This window comes from Enterococcus sp. DIV1206, assembly GCF_051712485.1.
GTDB lineage: Bacteria > Bacillota > Bacilli > Lactobacillales > Enterococcaceae > Enterococcus > Enterococcus faecalis.
The window spans coordinates 2,056,173-2,079,358 of the sequence record NZ_JBIOOZ010000001.1 but is presented as its reverse complement, the minus strand read 5'-3'; the positions used below and the strand labels follow the sequence as shown (position 1 = coordinate 2,079,358).

Below are 23,186 nucleotides of genomic sequence, written 5' to 3'. Positions count from 1 at the left end.
GCCACGATTTACTATTCGTGGTGGCCTTTTTATAGTAATTTTTGTTTATATAAATAAACAGCCAAACTTAGTTGTAGCGAACTATCAGGAAATTCTAAAGTTAAGTGAAGAATCTCTTCTATTTTTTTTAAGCGGTAAATAATTGTATTACGATGTACATACATATTTGTGGCAGTCAACGAAATATTTTTATTCGATTGAAAGTAGGTGTTGATGGTTTCTAGTAGGGAACTTTCATGTTTTTGATCTTCTTTTTCTAATGGTTCAATCAATCGTTGATATATTTTTTGTTTGGCTTGTTTGGTCAGGGTTTCGATCATTAAACGATAAAAAAAGAGGTCGTCATAATTCAAAATAGTTCGTTGTTGTAATTCTTGACTTGCTTGTGCTAAGTGGAATGTTTCTTGTGCTAATTTATAAGAATCACACAGATTGGTGATTTTTTTGACAGTTGGCCCAATCGCTAATTTAAATGATAATTTTGGATTCAGTTTCATTAGTTGCTCTAGTAAATTCTTGGCAAGATGAGTGGTTTGTGCAAGGTAGGTGGCTTCCTCTTGTGCTGGATTTTCTAGTAATAAAATAAAGCCAGTTTGTGTAGGAAAGGCAGTAATTTTTTGTCGATATCCTTCTAAAATATGATTCAATTGATGGCCAATACTATTCATTTGAATAGTCGGATTAAACAGTTGTTCCAATTGTTCAATGGCTACAAGCAAGAGACTAAATGTATCTTTTTCATTTAATTGCAGATAATTACTAAATTCTTGCCAAGCTTGAGGATTGGTATTTTTCTCTTGGATAAGGTCTTGAAACAGCGCCCCGATCTTTTGCCTCGTTGTTAAATTTTCCGAAGATTCTAATTGAAGTTGTGGTAAAAGGTAGTGAGCACAGACCTCCACAGATAATAAATCAATCGTCTGTAATTTTTTGGTAGTTTGCCAAATCACTAAGTAAGATAAGCTGAGATTTTTCTTTTTGATGGGTAAAATTCGCAAAGATAACTGATGGTTCGCTAAGGAAAATTCAACAGTCAATGGTTCTTTATAAAATAATAGTAGCTCATTGTTCTGGGCTTTTAAAGCTGTCTCAAACTGTTTTTTGAGAGTCGCGTTGTTTAAAATACTGGTGATTCTTGTTGGCGCATCAGGTAAATCAAAATGATTCATAATCTGAAAACGCTCGTCTAAAAGCATTACAGGCGCTTGAATCGCGGCACTTAATACTTCTAGTAATTGGGTACTTTTTCCGCCAGCTTTGATAATTGTATAAAATTTATTATGCATATGAACAGAATGTTGGCTAATCGTTTCGTCAGGTTGATTGACTCGGCGATTGACCAATGAAATAATTTGAGAAAAGTTGTAATTATAAGGGATTGAGAGAATTGGTAATCCGACGTCATTCGCTAATTGGATCATCTCTTGTGGAACTTCATTGAAATAGCGTTGGACTTTAAAGCCTAGAGCAGCGCAGTTCATATTTGCTAGTTCTTGAATAAGACGTTTTTGCAAGCAAGGCTGATCTTTGAAAATATAGCCGGTAGTTAATAAAATTTCTCCTGGCGTTAACCAGTCAAAAGCATCAGGATTTTCTAAAATATTTGCTTGTAGAATTGGCGCATCTAAATTGGTCTCGTGCGTCAATAAGGTTAAACCAGGTAGTTCTTCTGCATGGAGTAGATCATTGACCGTCATCATTAGCAAGGCCTCCTTTTGTATGAATTATCTAAAAATTAAGTGTATTTATTGTAAGATGTTACAAAACTATTTTAGGGAAAATAAGGTATCCTTATACTAATAGAAAAAAGTTCCAAGTCATCACGTGATTGGTAGTCACAAGTGACCAAATAAGAACAATCAGCGCTTACAACCTATAGAAACGCATCGTTTAAAGATATAGCAATAGTATACTTAATTTTTAATGCTTTTACTATTGTTTCAGCTACTTTAAATTTCTCAAGTATTTCTATAATTTGTAAGTTTTTTGAGACTCTTATCGGATATGCTTCTTTTTCTATATTTTATCAGAAAATTCTGGTAACTTTGAAGGTTATAGTTTGTAAAATGGAGGGATCGGTATGAAGAAATTAAAAATGTTAGGATGTGTCGGTTTGCTTTTAGCTTTAACGGCTTGTCAGGCGGGAACGGGAAACTCGGCTGATAGTAACAAAGCAGCGGAACAAAAAATTGCAATTAGTTCTGAAGCGGCTATTTCGACAATGGAACCACACACAGCGGGGGATACGACCTCGACTTTAGTCATGAATCAAGTTTATGAAGGACTCTATGTTTTAGGTAAAGAAGACGAGTTAGAGTTGGGGGTCGCTGCCGAAGAACCAGCGATTTCTGAAGATGAAACCGTTTATACATTTAAGATTAGAGAAGATGCCAAATGGTCGAATGATGATCCAGTAACAGCAAATGACTTTGTTTATGCATGGCAACAAGTTGCTTCCCCTAAATCAGGGTCGATTCATCAAGCGTTATTTTTTGATGTCATTAAAAATGCTAAGGAAATTGCTTTAGAAGGCGCAGATGTGAATACTCTTGGGGTTAAGGCGCTAGATGATAAAACGTTAGAAATAACTTTAGAGCGGCCTACCCCTTATTTGAAATCATTACTTTCGTTTCCTGTTTTGTTTCCACAAAATGAAAAATATATCAAAGAACAAGGGGATAAATATGCCACTGATGCAGAACATTTGATTTATAATGGTCCTTTTAAATTGAAAGAATGGGATAATGCCTCTTCCGATGACTGGACCTACGAAAAAAATGATACGTATTGGGATGCTGAAAAAGTTAAATTAACAGAAGCGAAAGTTTCAGTAATTAAGAGCCCAACGACAGCGGTGAATTTGTTTGACTCGAATGAATTGGATGTAGTGAATAAGCTAAGTGGTGAATTTATTCCTGGTTATGTTGATAATCCAGCCTTTCTTTCAATTCCTCAATTCGTCACATACTTTTTAAAAATGAACAGCGTTCGTGATGGAAAAGAAAATCCGGCTTTAGCGAACAACAATATTCGTAAAGCGTTGGCACAAGCTTTTGATAAAGAAAGTTTTGTAAAAGAAGTCTTGCAAGATCAATCAACGGCTACAGATCAAGTAATTCCGCCGGGACAAACGATTGCGCCAGATGGAACAGATTTCACAAAACTAGCTGCTAAGAAAAATAACTACTTAACCTACGATACAGCGAAAGCAAAAGAATTCTGGGAAAAAGGGAAAAAAGAAATTGGGCTGGATAAAATCAAATTAGAATTTTTAACAGATGATACAGACAGCGCCAAAAAAGCTGCTGAGTTTTTCCAATTTCAATTGGAAGAAAATCTAGATGGATTAGAAGTGAATGTTACTCAAGTTCCTTTTACTATTCGTGTTGATCGTGATCAAACGAGAGACTATGATTTAGAATTATCTGGTTGGGGAACCGATTATCGTGATCCATTAACAGTTATGCGCATCTTTACTTCGGATAGTACCTTGGGCGGCGTAACGTTCAAGAGTGATACGTATGATCAATTAATTCAAGAAACTAGAACAACACATGCGGCTGATCAAGAGGCTCGTTTAAATGACTTTGCTCAAGCACAAGATATTTTGGTGAATCAGGAAACGGTTTTAGCACCAATCTATAATCGAAGCATTTCTGTATTAGCTAATCAAAAAATCAAGGATCTGTATTGGCATTCATTTGGACCTACGTACAGTTTAAAATGGGCTTATGTTAACTAATTGAATGAAGGTAGGAAGGGGTTTGTCATGCTTTTAAAAAACTGTAAATTAGAAACAGGATTTTCTACTGTGAATCAGCGAATTGTTGCGACAGAAACAGCTAGCTATGATATTCGAATTGAAAACGAGGTCTGTACTGCGGTCGCACCGCAGTTAAGGCCTTTAGAGAACGAAACAGTTATCGATGTGAATCAGCAACTCGTTTTACCTGCTCTAAGAGAAATGCATATTCATATTGATAAAACGTATTTTGGGGGACCTTGGAAGGCCTGTCGTCCACTAACGAAAGGAATTTTAACACGTATTGAAGAAGAAACTTGGCTGTTACCTGAACAATTACCAACTAGTTTAGAACGTGCTTGCCAAGTTATTGAGCAGTATATTCAACAAGGCCATTATCATATTCGCAGTCATTGTAATGTAGATCCATCTATTGGAACGAAACATATTGAAATTACTAAAGAAGCATTTAGTCGATATGAACAATACGTTACTCATGAAATTGTGGCTTTTCCTCAACACGGATTACTCCGCTCACAAGTCGAACCTTTGATGCGCGAAGCCTTACGCATGGGGGCAACTCATGTCGGCGGCGTTGATCCAGCCCTTGTGGATCGTCATGTGGATCATTCAATCGCAAAAATATTTGAATTAGCTACCACATTTAATAAAAAAATTGATGTTCATTTACACGCCCGTGATACTTTGGGACTTTATGAATTTAATAAATTTGTTGATTATACAGAACAAGCAAAGATGTTTGGCGAAGTCACTTTAAGTCATGCTTTAGCTTTGGGGAGCTTAGAAGAAGCAGCAATTAGAGACATTGCGCAAAAATTTATCGAAACAGGTATTGATTTGACTTCGACTGTACCAATTGGAATGCCCACCATGCCGATTCCAACCTTGGTTGAACAAGGTGTTAAGATTTCCGTTGCTCATGACAGTTTGACGGATCATTGGTCGCCTTTCGGCAGTGGCAATACAATAGAAAAATTAAATACAGCCGCTCAAAGATTTAAAATTAGCGATGAGTATCGCTTGAATCGTTTATGGGGCTTAGCGAGTAATTTTGTAACGCCTCTTGATCCTAACGGGCAGCGAGTTTGGCCTAACGTCGGCGATTCTGCAGATTTCCTACTATTTAATGCTGAGAGCACTGCTCACGTGATTGCACGCCAACAGCCAATCCAACAACTGATACTAAAAGGACAACTGGTTGAAGCCGTTCAAAAGGGGGAAAGAGAATGACAGCATCCATTGTTTATTTGAATAATGTTCGTTTAGAAACTGGTTTTGCTAAAGACCACCACGAATTAACGTATACTAAAACCGCACGCTATACTTTAGCGATTCAAGAAGGGAAAATCCAAGCGATTATTCCGCAAAATCAAGTCACTGAAAAGCAACAAGGCACTGATTTAAACGGACAACTGGCTATTCCCGCTTTTCAAGAGAGCCATAATCACTTAGATAAAACCTACCTTTCATTAGGCTGGCGTGCTAGCCAACCTGTTAAGAATTTAAAAGAGCGTTTAGCAGACGAAGCCAGTGAACTTAAATTGTTAGCGCCGTCAACAGAACAACGAGCGACGGCCATGATTGAAAAATTGATTGGGTATGGAGCCTCTTATATTCGGACACATGTCAACATTGATCCTTATGTAGAACTAGAAAACTTCTGGGGCGTCAAAAGAGCCTTAGAAAAATATGCGCATGTGATTGATTATGATATTGTTGTCTTTCCACAGCATGGATTATTAAAAAATCCCCAAACGGTTTTACTCATGAGAGAAGCCCTAAAAAATGGTGGAACAATGGTTGGCGGTTTAGATCCTGCAGGCATTGATTATGCAATTGAAGAATCTTTAGAAACTATTTTCGATCTGGCAGAAGAATTTCAAGTAGGAATCGATATCCACTTGCATGATACGGGGGAGGTTGGTGTTTATACAATTGATAAATTTTTAGACATTTTGGAAGAACGAAAATTTACTCAGCGAACCGCTATCAGTCACGCCTTTGCGCTGCTAGATGTACGACCAGCAGAAAAAGAAAAACTATACCAAAGCTTGGCAACACATCAAACGGCGATTATGTCTACAATTCCCTATGATCCTCGTTATTTATTGCCACCAATTGATGTGTTACGCCAAGCTGGTGTATCGGTTCATTTAGGTAGTGATGGCTTTTTTGACTCTTGGAGTTCTAATGTTTCAGGTGATTTATTTGAAAAATTACGTAATTTTTGTGAAATGACAGGAAAGATTACAGAAGAGCAACTTACTCAAGCTTACGTCCATGGCTGTGGCAAAGAAGCACCTTTTTCATTTGAAGAAGAACGCCTTTGGTTTACAGAAGGCGACGAAGCAAACTTTATCTTTACAGAAGCAGCTTCTACAGCAGAAGTGATTGCTAGAAAACCACAGAAACGCAAGATTATGTTGAAAGGACAATGGGTTTAACTTGCTTTAAAATTAGGTAGAAATAGAATGCTAAAAAGCCAAACAGAGGAAACAGGGTTCAGCTCTGAGCAACGCATAGTGTCAGTCCAGCGGTTATTCGTCACAGTTTAATCCTTATAAAGTGCTTCTGCTCACAACGTGTATCAGCGTTTCAAGTTTGTTTGACTCACTTTAACATAGCACTTTTGCGTATCTTCCTTTATAATAAGACAAAATGAAGGAGATGAACCAAGCATGACTGAACAAACGAGAGAAAACAAAAAAGCAGCCTACGAATTGTGCTTACAACAATTGAGCGGTTTGTTAGAAATAGAAACGGATGCTATTGCAAATTTAGCAAACTCGTCCGCGTTACTTGCACAAACGTTACCAGACACCGTTTTTGCTGGGTATTATTTATATAAAAATGAAGAATTAGTTTTGGGGCCTTTTCAAGGGAAAGTCTCTTGTACCAGAATTAAAATGGGCAAAGGTGTCTGCGGTGAGTCAGCAGAAAAACAAGCTACATTGATTGTTGATAACGTGAAGACACACGCCAATTATATTTCTTGTGACTCAGCTGCGATGTCTGAAATCGTTGTACCGATGGTAAAAAATCATCAATTGGTCGGTGTTTTAGATATTGATAGTGGTGTAACAAATAGCTATGATGAGGTTGACCAACTGTATTTGGAAAAATTTGTTACCTTGTTACTAGAAAAATCAGATTTTTAAGCAGACTATTTTTGCTTTCTGACAAATCATGAGAAAATAAAGTATAAAATTTGATCATGAAAGAAGGTGAGTCATTTGTTAGAGCTGTATATAAATTTTAAAGGTGAAGCAAAAGAAGCAATTGCGTTCTATGAAGATGTTTTTGATACAAAATGTCAAAATTTAATGACTTTTGGCGAAGCACCTGAGGATCCTGAGCATCCTATAAACGACGAGATAAAGGATTTAGTGATGAACGCAAGTATCATTATTGAAGGAACCTATGTAATGATTTCAGATGTTCCTGATATGTTTGGTTTTGAAGTTACGGAAGGAAATAACCTTTCGCTCGTGGTTAGCACAGATGATGATGAAAAAATTGATCGCTTATTTAAACGATTATCTGAAGGTGGCACTGTTACAATGCCATTATCTGAAACTTTTTGGTCCAAAAAGTATGGTTCCCTAAAAGATCAGTTTGGCATCCATTGGATGTTTAATTATTATGAAGAAGATTAAAATAAAAAATCCCCAATCCGTTATTTTCATTGGATTGGGGATTTTTTATTCATGAAAGAATTGCTTCTTAGCGATTTGATACTGCCGTTGCTTTTCTGTCCAAAATTGCTGATCGTTTTCATCAATTTTGCGAATGACTTTTGCTGGATTACCCCCAACAATCGTGTTGGCAGGAACGTCTTTTGTAACCACAGCACCAGCAGCGACAATAGCATTTTTTCCAATTGTAACGCCAGGTAAAATGGTGGCACTTCCGCCAATCCACACGTTATCTTCAACAATAATTGGCGTCCCGAATTCTAATTCTGTAGTTCGAATCGTTGGATCAATTGGATGGCCGGCAGTATAAAAACTAGCACGAGGGCCAACCATGACATTATCACCGAAGATAATTTTGTTTACATCTAAAAAAATGCAATCCATATTTGCATAAAAATTTTCTCCTACCTCAATATGGCGACCGTAATCTACATAGAGGGGTGGGGTGATATATAACTCATTGCCAGTTTTTCCTAATAATTCTTTTTCTAGGGCCACAATTTCTTTCACATTATCGATAGGAAGTTGATTGATTTTTTGAGCTAACACCTTGCCTTTTGTTGATTTGTTTTCGGGTAAAATGGTGGGGGCGTAATATAATTCACCTTTTAACATTTGCATATAATCAAAGTCATTTTGTTTCATGTAAGCGCTCCTTTAGGCTTTTTCTCTATTGTATCAAATCAATACAATAAGTCGAGGAATATGTAAAATAAAAAAGGACAGATAGCAAAATAGCCTTGCTTATCTATCCTTTACCTAAGGTTATCCAATTTTTTTAACTCTCCCGCCAATTTTATCTGCTAATTTTTGTGCTTCTTTTTCAGAGTGGTAAACTAAACAACCTGATTTATCTCGCGTACGTTTACCATCTGCAGTTAAATAGCCATGAAAAAATTTGATTGCATACATAGACATCACCGCCTTTCTAATTGAAAATAGTGTAAATGGAGCGATTAAAAATGTCAAATAATAGAAGTGCTCTTAACCATTCTTATCTTTTTTAGTTCGAAGATAAGTTTGGTTAAGAGCACCATTTCACTTAATAAATTAGTTTGAAACGGGTCGTTGAGTGAAATTCCTGTTCAGGTGAGAGGGTGATAGAACCGAACAACGGAAATCTTTCAGCACCAGGACAGACTTGGGTTTCAAATGTGAGCGCTCCGTGATTGACTAATTTTTGCCCTTGAATATCGGGACCGTTATCAGCAAAATTTGCTGAAAAAATAACAACTGAAGGTTGATCAGTGAACATTTCTAAGGTGATATCTTTAGTAGGACTTTTTAAGATAACATCTGGGTTAATTAAATCATGATTGGTTAAGATGAAAGGGTGATCGAAGCCGTTCATCTTTTGGATTTGTTCATCGTTACTTGAAAAAACCTCAGCTAATTTTTTAGGTTTTTGTAAATCAAAAGCTGTCTGGTCGACGGAAGCTAATTCTCCAAGCGGTAAAACTCTTTCATCAAGCGGGACAAACTTTTGGGCATTTATTTGTAACTCATGCGCATCAATGGGGATTGCAGGATTTCCAGTTAAATTAAAGTAGACATGATTGGTTGGATTAAAAAGTGTTTGTTCATCTGTAGTTGCCTGATACTCAATTTGCCATTCATTTTCTTCAGTCAATGTATACGTGACTGAAACAGTGAGATTTCCAGGAAAACCATTTTCACCAGCAGGACTCTCTAGCCAAAATTTCACAGAAGGATTCGCTTGTGCCTCTTGGATTTCGCTGTGCCATTTTTTACTTTCAAACCCAGGTGTGCCACCGTGAAGTGTTGTTTGAGTAGGAGTATTAATCATCGTTTGATACGTTTTACCCGCTAGTTCAAAGGAGCCATCGGCAATTCGGCCAGCTGTTCGACCAATTGTTGCACCAAAATATAAGTCTTTAGACAAATATTCATCTGCTGAGGGAAAGCCTAGCACGAGTGATCGGGATTCATTTTTTGTAAGAGGAACGTCGAGCGCAACAATTCGCGCACCAAAATCTGTTGCTTTTAAAGTCACACCATTTTTATTCGTCAGTGTGTAAAGAAGCATTCCTTGTCCAAATGATTCAGTTGAAATAGTCAAAATAATCAATCCTTCCTTTAAGTAAATATTTAGTAAATTTAACTTTGTTGTTTAGATTATTTAAATAGTCAAAAAGAAACGCTAAGAAAATAAATCTTTATTTAATTGTATTGTACACGTTTTCAATCAAAATGACAATCAAGAAAATGTTAAGTAAATATTTGCAAAAGTTTAGTAAATATTATACAATTTGTTTACTAGTGAAAGGAGCGATTAGTGATGGAAGAACTGTTAATGAATCGATTTGTAGAAATATTTGGTGAGAAAGGGACAGCCTGTTATTTTGCCCCTGGAAGAATTAATTTGATTGGTGAACATACAGATTACAATGGCGGTCATGTTTTCCCAGCGGCTATTACTTTAGGGACATTTGGTGTGGCAAGAAAAAGAGACGACCAAAAAATTCGAATGTTTTCTGATAATTTTAAAGAGGTTGGTCTCATCGAATTTTCATTAGAAGATTTAACCTATTCAGATTCAGATGATTGGGCAAATTATCCGAAAGGCGTTTTAAATTACTTGATTGAAAGCGGACACAATATTGATTCTGGCTTAGATGTGCTCTTCTACGGTACGATTCCTAATGGTGCTGGCTTGTCTTCTTCTGCTTCTATTGAACTTTTAATGGGGACGATCTGTAATGATTTATATGCTTTACACTGTCCAATGCTTGAGTTGGTGCAAATCGGTAAAAAAGTGGAGAATGAATTTATTGGCGTTAATTCGGGAATTATGGACCAATTTGCCGTAGGAATGGGAGAAAAAGATCAAGCTATTCTACTAGATACCAATAATATGCACTATGAAATGGTTCCCGCCAAATTAGGTGAGTATACGATTGTCATTATGAATACTAACAAACGCCGTGAATTAGCAGATTCAAAATATAATGAACGTCGTGCAGAATGCGAAGAAGCCGTTCGTTTGCTTCAAAAAGAGTTATCTATTGAATTTTTAGGTGAATTAGACAGCGAGACATTTGACCAATATCAAGCATTGATTGGAGATCCAACGTTGATTAAACGAGCGCGTCATGCCGTCACAGAAAATGAACGAACTTTATTGGCAAAACAAGCGCTAACTGAAGGGGATTTGGAAGAATTTGGCTTATTATTAAATGCCTCACATCGTTCGCTAAAAGAAGATTACGAAGTAACCGGTATTGAGTTGGATACCTTAGTGGCTTGTGCGCAAGAACAACCAGGCGTTTTGGGCGCACGGATGACTGGTGCAGGGTTTGGCGGTTGTAGTATTGCTTTGGTACCAAAGCAAAATATAGATGCATTTATTGAAGCTGTTGGCCAGAGTTATCAAGATAAAATTGGCTATGCTGCTGATTTTTATCCTGCATCAATTGATGATGGTGCCAGAAAGTTATTTTAGAAAGGAAGGCTTTAAATGTCTATTTTAGTATTAGGTGGCGCAGGCTACATTGGCTCACATGCCGTCGATCAATTAATTTCAAAAGGATATGCCGTTATTGTTGTTGATAATTTATTAACGGGGCATCGTTCAGCAGTTCATGAACAAGCGACTTTCTATGAAGGCGATATTCGTGATAAAGCTTTTTTACGTAGTGTCTTTGAAAAGGAATCAATTGAAGGGGTGTTGCACTTTGCGGCCAATTCTTTAGTAGGAGAATCCGTGGAGAAACCGTTAATGTATTTCAATAACAATGTTCACGGCACTCAAATTGCCTTGGAAGTCATGCAAGAATTCGGAGTGAAACATATTGTTTTTTCTTCCACAGCGGCCACTTATGGCGAACCAAAAGCAATGCCTATTACAGAAGAAACCCCAACGAATCCTAAAAATCCGTATGGGGAAAGTAAATTAATGATGGAAAAAATCATGAAATGGTGCGACAACGCTTATGGAATGAAATATGTTGCTTTGCGTTATTTTAATGTTGCAGGAGCAAAAAAAGATGCCTCAATTGGTGAGGATCACACGCCAGAAACGCATATTGTACCAATTATTTTACAAGTGGCATTAGGCCAACGAGCAGAGCTAAGTATTTTTGGGGATGATTATGATACACCAGATGGCACGTGCATTCGAGATTATGTTTATATTGAAGACTTGATTGCAGCACATATTTTGGCTTTAGAATACTTGAAAAATGGCGGCGAAAGTGACGTCTTTAACCTGGGTAGCAACAACGGCTATTCTGTTAAAGAAATGTTAGATGCTGCACGCGAAGTGACAGGTCAAGAAATTCCTGCGACAATCGCGCCACGCCGAGCAGGGGATCCTAGTACGTTAATTGCTTCTAGTGAAAAAGCCAAACGAGTTTTAGGCTGGCAACCAGAAGTAACTGAGGTCAAGGACATTATCGCCACCGCTTGGCAATGGCATGTGAAACATCCTCAAGGCTATAATGAATAGGAGAACATCAGATGATGAAAGAAAGTAGTAAATGGATTGCTGCATTTGTAGAGATAATCATAGAAAATGGCGATTGGACGGAAACAGACCGCTATTATTTGACGAATCGGATTGCCAAACTAGTTGGCTGTGATTTTTTTGAACAACCAGAAGCGGTTGCTTGTGAGCAAGAACCGTTGCGTGTGGTGGAACATCTTTTAAACATTGCACAAGCCAATCACCAAATCGATGACTCAATTACGGAAGCAGAACAACTAGAAGCAGAGTTAATGGATTTTATTACGCCGACCCCAACCATCATTAATCGGAAGTTTATGGATTATTATCAAGAGTCTCCACGAAAAGCAACGGATTATTTTTATCAGTTATGTAAAACGAATAACTACATTAAAACGAAAGCAATCGCCAAAAATATTATTTTCCCAATGGACTCACCCTATGGTAAACTAGAAATTACCATTAACTTATCGAAGCCAGAAAAGAATGCTCGAAAAATTTTGGCTGAAAAGAAAATGAGTCAAAAAAAATATCCAGCGTGTATGTTATGTATGGAGAATGAAGGCTATTATGGCCGTGTAAATTATCCAGCACGGACAAACCATCGGATTATCCGACTAAATTTAGAGGACGAAGCTTGGGGCTTTCAATATTCGCCATATGCTTACTATAATGAGCATGCGATTTTCTTGGACCAACAACATCGAGAAATGAAAATAGAGAAAAAAACGTTCCAGCGGCTCCTTAAAATTACGGAGTTATTCCCTGAATATTTTGTGGGCTCTAATGCAGATTTGCCAATTGTTGGTGGTTCTATTTTATCTCATGATCATTACCAAGCAGGACGTCATACATTTCCAATGGATTTAGCACCAATGGAAAAAAGATTTTCTTTGAAAAAATATCCTGAGATAACTGCGGGTATTTTAAAATGGCCGATGTCTGTGATTCGTCTTCAAAGTGATCGTCAAGAGGAACTAGTTGAGGCGGCCGAATTAATTTTGACCAAATGGCGCAATTATTCTGATGAACGAGTCTCAGTTCGGGCCTATTCAGAAGATGGTACACCGCATCATACGATTACGCCAATTGCTCGACGCAAAGGGTCATTATTTGAATTGGATTTAGTTTTACGAGATAATAATGTTTCGGAGGAATTTCCAGATGGCATTTTTCATCCACATCCAGAAGTACAACATATTAAGCAAGAAAATATTGGCTTAATTGAAGTAATGGGACTAGCTATTTTGCCACCAAGGCTGGCACAAGAATTAAAAGAAGTCGAAAAGTATTTATTAAAGCAACCCAATCAAATTGCTGAAAGTCATCGAGCTTGGGCGGATGAACTCAGTCAGCAAACCATCACTGAAGCCAATGTCAAAGAAGTGATCCAACAAGGAATTGGGACAATTTTTGTTCAAATTTTAACAGATGCCGGCGTCTTTAAACGTGATGAAGAAGGCCGTCGTGCTTTTGAACGATTTATTCAATGTATAGAAAATGATTAGTTTGAGGTGAGGAACATCGTAACCATTAAAGATATAGCAGAGCAAGTCGGTGTTTCTTCAGCGACAGTTTCGAGAGTTTTGAACTATGATGAAACATTATCAGTTAGTGATGAAACGAAGAAGAAAATATTTGAAACAGCAGAAACGTTAAATTATAAAAAGCGAGCCAGAAAAAAACAAGCAGGCAAAAAGAAAATTCGGTTTGTCCAATGGTTCAGCGATCCAGAAGAACTGGATGATATTTACTATTTATCGATTCGTTTAGGTGTTGAAAAGCGGGCAGAGGAATTGGGTTTTCTTTTAGTCAAAGAATCTCTGACAAACCTGTCTCAAAAAAGATTTGATGGGACAATTGCCCTAGGAAAATTTGATGAAAAGCAAGTGGCGGCCTTAGCCGCCTTAGGCGCACCTCTTCTATTTGTAGACTTTGATGCAATGGCTTTTGGCCAAAACTCCATTGTTGTTGATTTTGCTGGAAGTGTTAAAACAATTGTGCAAGAATTTTTGGCGCAAGGGCATCAGAAAATTGGTATGCTTTCTGGGCAAGAATATACGAAAGAGTCCCACGTGGCATTGGTTGATCCACGTTTTGTCGCTTTTAAAGAAACCTTAAAAGATCTGGACCTTTATCATCAAGAATGGGTTGTCGAAGCAGCTTTTTCTGTTGAAGAAGGCTATCAAGCGATGAAAGACTTTATTGAAGAAGCGGACACTCGTCCAACCGCTTTTTTCGCTGCAAGTGATACATTGGCGATTGGTGCAATGCGGGCGTTACAAGAAGCAGCCATTCGTGTGCCAGAAGATATTTCTATCATTGGTTTTAATGATATTAGTGTCGCAAAATATGTTTCACCAACATTAACAACAGTTAAAGTTCATACTGAATGGATGGGTGAGCTAGCCGTTGAGACAATGAAAGAGTTATGCTTGAATACCCCCCCAGTTCCTAGAAAAATTATTGTCGGAACGGAATTCATTCAGCGAGATTCAACGAAACATTCATCAAAATAACAGCAAAACTTGGAGAGTTTTTTCCAAGTTTTTTGCTCTTTTGTGCTGGTTTTCAACAATCAAGAAAATGGAGGGAAACAGATGCAACCGAAATTAATTATTTTACGTGGTAATTCTGGTAGTGGTAAAACAACGATAGCTAACGCGCTTCATCAGTGTCTTAAAGAACAATCGTTATTGATTTCTCAAGATGTGGTGCGCAGAGAAATGCTTCGTGTTAAAGATGAAACAGGTAATCTAAGTATTGCTTTGTTAAAACAGTTGGTAGCTTTTGGGTATCAAGAATGCCAGTATGTGATTGTTGAAGGGATTTTTCAAAAAGCTATTTATCATTCCTTTTTTCAGGAAATGAATCATCTCTTTGAAGGAAACGTTCAGGTTTATTATTTTGATCTTTCTTTTGAAGAAACGTTGAAAAGACATAGCCAGAGAAACAAGAATCAAGAATTTGGTGTCGTGGAAATGAAACGTTGGTGGCTACCAGAAGATTATTTAGGGCTTGCGGGAGAACAGCGGTTATCTGAACAACTGTCTGAAAAGCAGATTATCAGGCAAATTTTAGCAGATATTCAGTAGTAAGTGCTGCGCTTTTTAGAGAAATGGATGTTGTGGTATGATAAAAAAGAAGGAGTGGTTTCAATGGATTATCAAGAACGATTAAAAAATTTACCACCTGAAGTCATGACAGCTTTTTCAGAATCATTTATTTTTTTAATCAGTAACGATAAAGTTCAACATTTTCCTGCACGAGACTTAACGCAAGCTGAAATGATTCAACGAGTGAAAGAGAAATTAGGTGAAACGGTGACGTGGTCCTTATGGCAAGGGTTCGTTATTGCTGTTAATTCAGAAAAAACATGTGTTGCTGTTTTGCCCAAATATCATCAACTCGATGGTTTTTGAAAATGAATAAGGGAGCGAAGAATTATTCGCTTCGTTTTATAAAATGAAAACGCTTTTCGGGAGGAAATGCTAATGTCTGAGCTCGTGGTTATTAGAGAAATGCAAGAGAAAGATATCTTAGCGCTGGATACTCAATTTGTCCAACAAGGTTGGCCAAGTCGCCAAGAGATTTTAATGAACTATTTAGAAGAACAATTAGTCAAGCAACGAACGGTTTTTGTAGCGGAGAAAAAGGCAACGCTGTTAGGTTATGTGACGTTACTGCCATTAGCTAAGGAAGGACCTTTTAAAAATTTATATCCTGAAATAGCTGATTTCAATGTATTCTTGCCATTTCAAAAACAAGGAGTGGGGCGGTTATTATTAAATCGTGCAGAAAATGTTGCCAAAAGTTATGCAGATACTGTTTCTTTGGGAGTAGGCTTGCATCCTGGTTATGGTGCAGCGCAAAGATTATATATCAAACAGGGATATGTGCCAGATGGTTCAGGAGTCTGGTTTCAAAATAAGCAGCTGAAACCAAACGAACGGTGTGTTAATGATGATGAGTTAGTTCTTTATTTATCGAAAAAACTATAGAGTAGCCAAAGTAATACTCTATAAATATCATTTAGGAGGTTGTTACCCTTGATTAGAAAAATGAAGCCAACAGATGCAACGGCGTTAACTATCATTAATAAAGAACAATTGGGCTATGAAGTTCCCGTTGACGTGACCTGTAAACAGATTGAGAAATTACTACTAGCCAGTGACAGAGAGTTTTTATATGTTTATGAAGAAACGAAGACAGGCAAGATTTTAGGCTATGTGCATGCGCAACTGTATGAAACAATTTATTCCCAAACGTTATTGAACGTTCTGGGATTAGCAGTGGCAAAAGAAGCAGAAGGCCGTGGAATTGGCAAACAATTAATGACGAAACTAGAAACGGAAGCTAAAAAGTGTAACTTGTCTGCGATTCGCTTAAATTCAGGGGAACAGCGTACAGCAGCACATCAATTTTATGAACACATTGGCTATATTTCTGATAAAAAACAAAAGCGATTCATTAAATACTTGGATACTTAAGTTATGTCTTTAAAAAATAACAATTTCCTTTAAAAAAATAAGTAAAAACTAGTGAAATTTTCAGCGAATTAGTGTAAAATGTATCTCAATGACTCAACGAGTGTTTCAGCCGAAACACTGTCAAAGAAAGTACATACAAAGAAACAGAAATAGCCATTTTTGATGGCTGTTTTTTTATGGAGGAGGCAAATTATGACGAAAAAAAATAGTATGATGTACTTAGCAATTTCTAACTTATTTCTTGTTTTTCTAGGCGTAGGCCTAGTCATTCCCGTAATTCCCCAATTAAAAGAAGAAATGCATTTTTCTGGTACCACAATGGGAATGATGATTTCTATTTTTGCGATTACCCAATTAATCACATCGCCAATCGCAGGTGTCCTTTCGGATAAAATTGGTCGGAAAAAAATGATTGCGACGGGTATGTTGGTGTTTTCAATTTCTGAGTTATTATTTGGTTTAGCCCAAGCGAAAAGCGGTTTTTATATTTCTCGTGGTTTAGGTGGGATTGCCGCCGCTTTATTAATGCCGTCAGTGACAGCCTTTGTGGCAGATATGACCACGATTTCTGAACGTCCGAAAGCGATGGGACTTGTGTCAGCTGCAATTAGTGGTGGTTTTATTATCGGACCAGGAGTTGGTGGTTTTATTGCTTATTTAGGTATTCGCGCCCCGTTTTTTGCAGCCGCATTTTTAGCGTTTATTGGTTTTATTTTGACATTAACTGTTTTGAAGGAGCCAGAGAAACGAATTTTAGCCGCTGTTGAAGCGAAAAAAGGTTCATTTATGGATATTTTAAGAAATCCAATGTTTACCTCATTATTTGTGATTATCTTAATTTCCTCTTTTGGCCTGCAAGCGTTCGAATCTATTTATAGTATTATGGCGACCATTAATTTTGGCTTTACCACAAGTGAAATAGCAATCGTGATTACGGTTAGTGGTATTTTAGCGTTGATTTGTCAGTTGTTTTTCTTTGATGCAATTGTCCAAAAAATAGGTGAAATGGGTTTAATCCAATTAACCTTTTTTGCAAGTGCCATTTTTATTGCCGTGATTGCCTTTACAAAAAATAATTTAGTTGTTGTATTTTCAACGTTTATTGTCTTTTTAGCGTTTGACTTGTTTAGACCAGCAGTAACTACTTATTTATCCAAACATGCTGGAGATCAACAAGGAACCATCAACGGACTAAATTCGACATTTACAAGTTTTGGTAATATTTTAGGACCAATGGCAGCAGGAGCTTTATTTGATATCAATCACTTTTTCCCTTATTATGTTTCAGCAGTAATTCTGTTAGGAACGGGCTTTTTATCGTTATTTTTAAATCGAAATAAGATGTAAAAGAAAAAATAAGTATTTGGAATATAAAAATTCCGAATACTTATTTTTTTTTTGATCACCGACCGTTCTTGAAAAAAACAAAAAAATAAACAGTGTTCGCTTGATTAATCGAACGTTTGTTCGTATAATGATTTTGCAAGTGAGGTGATGTTTGTGAAATTTGATTATGAAAAAGAACCTAGTCGCGATATTCTTTGTATTGATTGCAAAAGTTTTTACGCTAGTGTAGAATGCGCAGAACGTGGGTTAGATCCGTTGAAAACGATGTTGGTAGTGATGAGTAATGCCGAAAATGCGGGGGGATTAGTTTTATCAGCATCGCCAATGGCAAAAAAAGTTTTAGGTGTTTCAAATGTTACGCGTAAAAATCAAGTGCCCGCTCATCCTGATTTATATGTGGTTCCGCCACGAATGAATTTGTACATGAAAAAAAATCAAGAAATTAATAATTTATATAAAAAGTTTGTCGCAGATGAAGATCACTCTGTGTTTAGTGTAGATGAATCATTTCTTGATGTAACGGCTTCTTTAAGTTATTTTCATTGTGAAACTGCCTATAAAATGGCTCGGATTATCCAAAGAGTCGTTTATAATCATGTGGGTATTTATGTGACCGTTGGGATAGGGGACAATCCGTTACTGGCTAAATTGGCGTTGGACAATGGCGCCAAACATTCGCCAGATTTTATTGCAGAATGGCGGTATGATCGTGTACCAGATACTGTCTGGCAGTTGCCTTCTTTGACAGATTTTTGTGGGATTGGTCGCAGAATGGCTAAACGACTGAATCGTTTAGGAATTGATTCTGTATATGAGTTAGCGCAAGCGAATCCGCATCTTTTACAAGAAACATTTGGCGTGATGGGGCTTCAATTGTATGCTCATTCATGGGGGATTGATCGTACCTTTTTAGGGAAAAAAGCGCAACATAAAGCTGAAAAATCATTTGGGAATAGTCAGATTTTACCGAGAGATTATGCGCGAAGAGATCAGATTGAACTAGTCTTAAAGGAACTGACAGAACAAGTGGCTGCTCGTTTAAGAAAAGCGCATTGTCAAACGGAATGTATCACAGTCTACGTTGGTTATTCCAAAGGACAAATTGACCGTGAAGGACGAACTGGTTGGCGAAAACAACAAACGATTCCTGCAACAAACAATACAAAAGTTTTGATTACCTATGTATTAGCCCTTTTTAGAGAACATTATCTAGCGGGAACCGATGTCCGGCAATTAGGGCTTTCTTATGGGAAATTAGTTTGGAATGAATCTTTACAATTAGATTTATTTTCGGAACCAGAAGAGCAAATTAGTGAAATGGAGTTAAACTATCTGATTGATAAAATCCGACAAAAATTTGGCTTTCAAGCTTTAATCCACGCCTCTTCTTTGTTGGAAGGCGCGACGGCAATTCATCGTTCAGGATTAGTCGGTGGACATGCTGGAGGAAATGTCGGTTTAGGAGGATAACATCATGAAACGAACAAAAAAAGAATTTACACCTTATAATGAGTACCATGATCGGCCCTTTGAATTGAAATGGGCGACCGCTTTTGCATTGGGGGAGTTACAAGAAGGAATCGAAGCTTCTGACGAATATTCTAAGAGAGCGTTTGAACGCTTACCGCAACAGACAACAGAAGAAATTGAAGAATACTTAGAGCAGTCTTTAAAAAATAACCAGGTTTTAGAAATCCAATTGAATACTTTGGATGATTTTGGCCGTGTTCAACCGCCAATTGTTGGTGTTTTTGAAGGGATGAGTTCAATGGAGTATGCAAAAGTTGGAAATACACATATTTTATTTGAAGATATTCGTCATATTAAAAGTCATGAGTTTACAAAGTGGTCGAGCCTTGATTAAAAAACTATTGTTATACGTGCGTTTTGTGAAAACATATGAGATAATGTTCATAGGTAATAGAAATAAAAATTATGGAGGTGGCTAGGATGGGACATCATTTAAAAGGACACCATGGCAAAAAAACAAACGCAAGTGGCGGCTTTTTAACAAAGTTATTGGCTGGTGGTGCCTTAGTGGGCGTAGGAAAAAAGTTATACGACAATCGTGAAAAAATTAAAGAGCTGTTAAGTGACGACAAAGAAAAAAGCAACGATACTGAAAACAAATAAAGGACTGGATTGACGGAATGGTAAAAGATGCAGCGTATATTATTGAAGAGATTACCACGATTTTAGAAGGAACCTATTTTGTGATAACCAAGAAAGCGAATAAGCGCCGCATGTGTTTACATGTTTCAGATACCGCGAAAGAATTTTTACGTTGTCGACTGGAGTATGAAACATTCTTAGAGCAACAGTTTGATTATGCCACAATGTTTTTAGAAACATGTACGGAAGATGTTTCTGTTGAAATTCAAACAGGACTACTTGAAGAAACAAATTATCAAGCATTAACCGTGGAAAAATTACAACAGATAGCCACTAAAATGTAACACAGCTGTTGTGTTAGTTTTGATTCTTAATTTGGTTAAGGAGGCGGATAAAATGTCAGTATATCAACATATTTTGGTTGCTCTTGATGGCTCAGATCAATCTGAAAAAGCTTTTCATGAAGCTGTCAGGATTGCCAAAGAGGAACAAGCTACTCTTTATTTAGCTACAATTATTAATGATGCTGAATTTACGACGAGTCCATTTTCTTTTGAAGAATTGTATGATTTAGAAAAACACAAGTCAGAAGAGATGCTCACTGAAAAGGCAAAACAAGCGAGTGAAATTGGTGTAAAAACAGTCAAAAAAATTGTTGAGCTTGGGAGCCCAAAACGTTATCTTGCCAACACGATTTCTGAAAATTATGCCATAGATTTAATTGTGCTAGGTGCCACGGGAAGAGGTGCTATTCAACGAACCTTGATTGGTTCTACTACAGATTATGTGGTTAACCATGCTTTGTGCAATGTCTTAGTCGTTCGCTAATTGTGAGTAATTAATCAAGGAAACAATGTTTTATCGGGACGTTTTTTAAATTAAACGAGAGGTGAGTTTATGAAAACAAAAATCGGAAAAACAGTTATCTTGTCAGCGTTTTTATTCACAAGTTTCCTTTTACTGAGTGGTTGTACCTCGGCTGGCGAAGAGATGGAAAAAACAATTGATCGACAGAAAGAAAAAGTCGATAAAACGGTCGATAAGCAGAAACATAAAAATGAAAATTCCATGGAAAGTTACGACGAAAAAGTTGACCGTTCTTTAGATAGTCAAGAAGACAAAATCGATACTACTGAGTAACGGGAAAGCTTTCAACTATCGGCTAGTAAATAAATAATATACAAAAGGGAGCATCCACTGCAGTTATTTCTCACAGCGGATCCTCTCTTTTGTGGTTAAAAAGAAAAAGTTAACTGCTCCCCAACAGTTAACTTTTAATCATGTTGCACATAGTTAAAACACTCTATATATCATTTATATCATTTGAAACGGGTAGTGTAAAAAGAAATCTCTTGAAAAGAGTCTCCATTTATAGGGAAGATTTCCCATAAAAAAGAGAAACGTATAATCACAGAGAGTTAGAGAAAGCAAAGGGAAATAAGTATGTTAAAATAAGAAGCAAGAAAGAATACAAGTATGCAGAAAATAACAACTAATTAGGTGAAAACAATGGAAATACATTTTGAAAAAGTAACAAGCGATAATCGTAAAGCAGTGGAAAACCTACAAGTTTTCGCTGAACAACAAACCTTCATTGAATCAATGGCAGAAAATCTAAAAGAATCGGACCAATTTCCAGAATGGGAATCGGCAGGTATTTATGACGGCAATCAATTAATCGGCTATGCCATGTATGGACGTTGGCAAGATGGGCGCGTTTGGCTAGACCGCTTTTTAATTGATCAACGGTTCCAAGGACAAGGTTATGGGAAAGCATCCTGTCGACTTTTAATGTTAATGCTAATAGAAAAATACCAAACAAACAAGCTATACTTGAGTGTTTATGATACGAACAGCTCAGCAATTCGGTTGTATCAACAACTTGGTTTTGTATTTAATGGTGAATTAGATACGAATGGTGAGCGGGTAATGGAATGGACACATCAGAATAAGTAGATAGAACAGGTGAGACAAAAGCCACAGCGCATTTTGTTTCACCTTTTTCTTTTAATTGGCTTCATTTGTTTACTTTTAGTAAGTAAAATGGTAAATTTAGTTCAATCTGTTTTGAAAAAAGAGTTACTGGAGGGTAAGGATGAAAATAGAATTTTTCCATGATGTTATTTGTAGTTTTTGTTTTCCAATGTCTGACCGCATGCATGAGATTCAACAAGAATTTCCTGAAATTGAATTGATCCATCGGTCGTTTGCGTTGGGATGGTCCGCAAACGATTTTGAAACAATGTTTGGCTCACGAGCAGCAGTAAAAGAAGAAGTTTTGACGCATTGGGTGCATGCCAATCAAAACGATTCAAAGCATCGTTTTAATATTGAAGGGATGAGGAAGCAACAATTTGATTTTCCAACATCAAAGAATGCATTATTAGCAGCAAAAGCAGCTGGATACATTGGCAACCAAGACACTTATTGGGTACTGTTTGATAAGTTACAAGAAGGTTTATTTATGAGAAGTTTAAATATTGAAGAGCCAGAAGTAATTGAGGAGCTAGTAAAAGAGACAACGATTGATTTTGCTTTATGGAAAGAAGCTGTTGCTTCCGAGGCTGTTTGGACGGCGGTTCAAGAAGATTTTGCGCTAGCTTCTGCTTATGGTTTACAAGGAGTTCCCGCACTAATCATTAATCAAAAATATTTAATTAATGGTGCAGTACCGAAACAACAAATCAGCCAAACTATTCAAAAAATTCTCGCAGAAGAAAAACAACAGCAACCGTTAGTTTCATTAACTCCTTCTTCTGAAAAGTCAGCTTCGTGTGAGTTTAAGGAAGGCACATGGACGTGTCATTAAGCGGCATAAAATAACGTTATTCTTTGACAAAACGAAAGACTTCTGTAATAGTTAATGCGGGGGTGATAATATGTTTAACGCGTATAGAGAATACTGGAATAATATTACAACAATGAATGCGTCAGCAACACGAGCACAATATTGGTGGCCACAATTAATTAATTATTTGGTGTTAGGGATTTATTCAGCAATTACGGGCGTTTACAGATATATTGAAGTAACACCCAATGATGGAACAATCATTAAAGAATGGAATACTGTGACCATTATCTTTTTCTTGCTGACTGCTTTAATTTGGTTGGCAAACTTTACTGTTCGAGCAAGAAGATTGCATGATCGCGACCACAGTAACTGGTGGATTTTATTCTATTTACTTCCTTTTATCGGTACTTTAGTGATCTTCATTACATTAATTTTGCCAAGTAAAAGTCACACAAGATGGCCAGTGAATCAATCAGAAATTTAATTTGCTGGTTTCGTTTAGCTGATTATCTTAAGAGTGAAA

The 23,186-nt window shown here is 37.0% G+C and carries 27 protein-coding genes; 23 read left to right on the top strand and 4 right to left on the bottom strand.

Annotation, left to right across the window (positions count from 1 at the left end):
* Positions 1–29 precede the first annotated feature (29 nt).
* Entirely contained in the window at positions 30–1,700 is a 1,671-nt protein-coding gene (locus tag IGK86_RS10090; RefSeq protein WP_002358159.1) for a PucR family transcriptional regulator, read from the bottom strand.
* 380 nt (positions 1,701–2,080) lie between these two features.
* Here IGK86_RS10090 and IGK86_RS10085 point away from each other — a divergent pair, with 380 nt between their 5' ends.
* From IGK86_RS10085 to IGK86_RS10065, 5 genes are all read left to right on the top strand, one after another.
* Positions 2,081–3,742: a peptide ABC transporter substrate-binding protein gene (locus tag IGK86_RS10085; RefSeq protein ID WP_002363656.1), complete on the top strand. Its 1,662-nt coding sequence runs from the start codon at positions 2,081–2,083 to the stop codon at positions 3,740–3,742.
* On the top strand, positions 3,743–4,993 hold the full coding sequence (locus IGK86_RS10080; protein ID WP_016617489.1) for an amidohydrolase family protein: 1,251 nt from the start codon (positions 3,743–3,745) through the stop codon (positions 4,991–4,993).
* Entirely contained in the window at positions 4,990–6,207 is a 1,218-nt protein-coding gene (locus tag IGK86_RS10075; protein ID WP_016617490.1) for an amidohydrolase, read from the top strand. Before IGK86_RS10080 ends, IGK86_RS10075 begins: the two co-directional genes overlap by 4 nt.
* A 234-nt stretch (positions 6,208–6,441) precedes the next feature.
* Entirely contained in the window at positions 6,442–6,921 is a 480-nt protein-coding gene (locus IGK86_RS10070) for a GAF domain-containing protein (protein WP_016617491.1), read from the top strand.
* A gap of 66 nt (positions 6,922–6,987) precedes the next feature.
* On the top strand, positions 6,988–7,419 hold the full coding sequence (locus IGK86_RS10065; protein ID WP_002382065.1) for a VOC family protein: 432 nt from the start codon (positions 6,988–6,990) through the stop codon (positions 7,417–7,419).
* A 45-nt stretch (positions 7,420–7,464) separates the two neighbouring features.
* On the opposite strand, the gene IGK86_RS10060 is transcribed toward IGK86_RS10065, so the two are convergent.
* The 3 genes from IGK86_RS10060 to galM all read right to left on the bottom strand — a co-directional run bounded on the left by IGK86_RS10060 (position 7,465) and on the right by galM (position 9,505).
* On the bottom strand, positions 7,465–8,103 hold the full coding sequence (locus tag IGK86_RS10060; RefSeq protein ID WP_010775712.1) for a sugar O-acetyltransferase: 639 nt from the start codon (positions 8,101–8,103) through the stop codon (positions 7,465–7,467).
* Positions 8,104–8,223: 120 nt separating this feature from the next.
* Positions 8,224–8,370, bottom strand: a complete 147-nt coding sequence (locus tag IGK86_RS10055; RefSeq protein WP_002384758.1) for a hypothetical protein — start codon at positions 8,368–8,370, stop codon at positions 8,224–8,226.
* Positions 8,371–8,500: 130 nt separating this feature from the next.
* Positions 8,501–9,505: a galactose-1-epimerase gene (gene galM / locus IGK86_RS10050; RefSeq protein WP_016617492.1), complete on the bottom strand. Its 1,005-nt coding sequence runs from the start codon at positions 9,503–9,505 to the stop codon at positions 8,501–8,503.
* Positions 9,506–9,757: 252 nt separating this feature from the next.
* Between galM and IGK86_RS10045 the strand changes: the two genes are divergently transcribed.
* The 18 genes from IGK86_RS10045 to IGK86_RS09960 all read left to right on the top strand — a co-directional run bounded on the left by IGK86_RS10045 (position 9,758) and on the right by IGK86_RS09960 (position 23,147).
* Entirely contained in the window at positions 9,758–10,921 is a 1,164-nt protein-coding gene (locus tag IGK86_RS10045) for a galactokinase (protein WP_010775714.1), read from the top strand.
* Between the two features lie 15 nt (positions 10,922–10,936).
* On the top strand, positions 10,937–11,926 hold the full coding sequence (gene galE, locus IGK86_RS10040; RefSeq protein ID WP_010773940.1) for a UDP-glucose 4-epimerase GalE: 990 nt from the start codon (positions 10,937–10,939) through the stop codon (positions 11,924–11,926).
* A gap of 14 nt (positions 11,927–11,940) precedes the next feature.
* The gene (gene galT / locus IGK86_RS10035) at positions 11,941–13,431 is read left to right on the top strand and encodes a UDP-glucose--hexose-1-phosphate uridylyltransferase (protein ID WP_016617125.1); all 1,491 of its coding nucleotides are present in this window, start codon (positions 11,941–11,943) and stop codon (positions 13,429–13,431) included.
* A gap of 6 nt (positions 13,432–13,437) precedes the next feature.
* On the top strand, positions 13,438–14,442 hold the full coding sequence (locus tag IGK86_RS10030; protein ID WP_002358146.1) for a LacI family DNA-binding transcriptional regulator: 1,005 nt from the start codon (positions 13,438–13,440) through the stop codon (positions 14,440–14,442).
* A gap of 9 nt (positions 14,443–14,451) precedes the next feature.
* The gene (locus IGK86_RS10025; protein WP_181042485.1) at positions 14,452–15,018 is read left to right on the top strand and encodes a kinase; all 567 of its coding nucleotides are present in this window, start codon (positions 14,452–14,454) and stop codon (positions 15,016–15,018) included.
* A 27-nt stretch (positions 15,019–15,045) separates the two neighbouring features.
* The gene (locus IGK86_RS10020) at positions 15,046–15,345 is read left to right on the top strand and encodes a hypothetical protein (RefSeq protein WP_002393495.1); all 300 of its coding nucleotides are present in this window, start codon (positions 15,046–15,048) and stop codon (positions 15,343–15,345) included.
* Positions 15,346–15,411: 66 nt separating this feature from the next.
* A complete protein-coding gene (locus IGK86_RS10015) occupies positions 15,412–15,924 on the top strand; it encodes a GNAT family N-acetyltransferase (protein WP_002384748.1) in 513 nt (170 codons plus the stop codon).
* 48 nt (positions 15,925–15,972) lie between these two features.
* Entirely contained in the window at positions 15,973–16,413 is a 441-nt protein-coding gene (locus IGK86_RS10010; protein WP_010713541.1) for a GNAT family N-acetyltransferase, read from the top strand.
* 192 nt (positions 16,414–16,605) lie between these two features.
* Positions 16,606–17,760, top strand: a complete 1,155-nt coding sequence (gene emeA, locus IGK86_RS10005) for a multidrug efflux MFS transporter EmeA (RefSeq protein WP_438742404.1) — start codon at positions 16,606–16,608, stop codon at positions 17,758–17,760.
* A gap of 147 nt (positions 17,761–17,907) precedes the next feature.
* The gene (locus IGK86_RS10000) at positions 17,908–19,230 is read left to right on the top strand and encodes a Y-family DNA polymerase (RefSeq protein WP_002382081.1); all 1,323 of its coding nucleotides are present in this window, start codon (positions 17,908–17,910) and stop codon (positions 19,228–19,230) included.
* Positions 19,231–19,234: 4 nt separating this feature from the next.
* Entirely contained in the window at positions 19,235–19,624 is a 390-nt protein-coding gene (locus IGK86_RS09995) for a hypothetical protein (protein WP_010775718.1), read from the top strand.
* Between the two features lie 71 nt (positions 19,625–19,695).
* Entirely contained in the window at positions 19,696–19,893 is a 198-nt protein-coding gene (locus IGK86_RS09990; protein WP_002375234.1) for a hypothetical protein, read from the top strand.
* A 17-nt stretch (positions 19,894–19,910) separates the two neighbouring features.
* Complete coding sequence (locus IGK86_RS09985; protein ID WP_002358136.1) at positions 19,911–20,216, top strand: hypothetical protein; 306 nt, start codon at positions 19,911–19,913, stop codon at positions 20,214–20,216.
* Positions 20,217–20,268: 52 nt separating this feature from the next.
* Positions 20,269–20,700: a universal stress protein gene (locus IGK86_RS09980; protein ID WP_002391595.1), complete on the top strand. Its 432-nt coding sequence runs from the start codon at positions 20,269–20,271 to the stop codon at positions 20,698–20,700.
* 69 nt (positions 20,701–20,769) lie between these two features.
* On the top strand, positions 20,770–21,012 hold the full coding sequence (locus IGK86_RS09975) for a hypothetical protein (RefSeq protein ID WP_002358134.1): 243 nt from the start codon (positions 20,770–20,772) through the stop codon (positions 21,010–21,012).
* Between the two features lie 369 nt (positions 21,013–21,381).
* Positions 21,382–21,828: a GNAT family N-acetyltransferase gene (locus IGK86_RS09970; RefSeq protein ID WP_016616832.1), complete on the top strand. Its 447-nt coding sequence runs from the start codon at positions 21,382–21,384 to the stop codon at positions 21,826–21,828.
* 139 nt (positions 21,829–21,967) lie between these two features.
* Positions 21,968–22,681 carry a DsbA family oxidoreductase gene (locus tag IGK86_RS09965; protein ID WP_016616831.1) on the top strand — a complete coding sequence of 238 codons (714 nt, stop codon included), beginning with the start codon at positions 21,968–21,970 and terminating at the stop codon, positions 22,679–22,681.
* 70 nt (positions 22,682–22,751) lie between these two features.
* Positions 22,752–23,147, top strand: a complete 396-nt coding sequence (locus IGK86_RS09960; RefSeq protein ID WP_002358131.1) for a DUF805 domain-containing protein — start codon at positions 22,752–22,754, stop codon at positions 23,145–23,147.
* Positions 23,148–23,186: the final 39 nt, after the last annotated feature.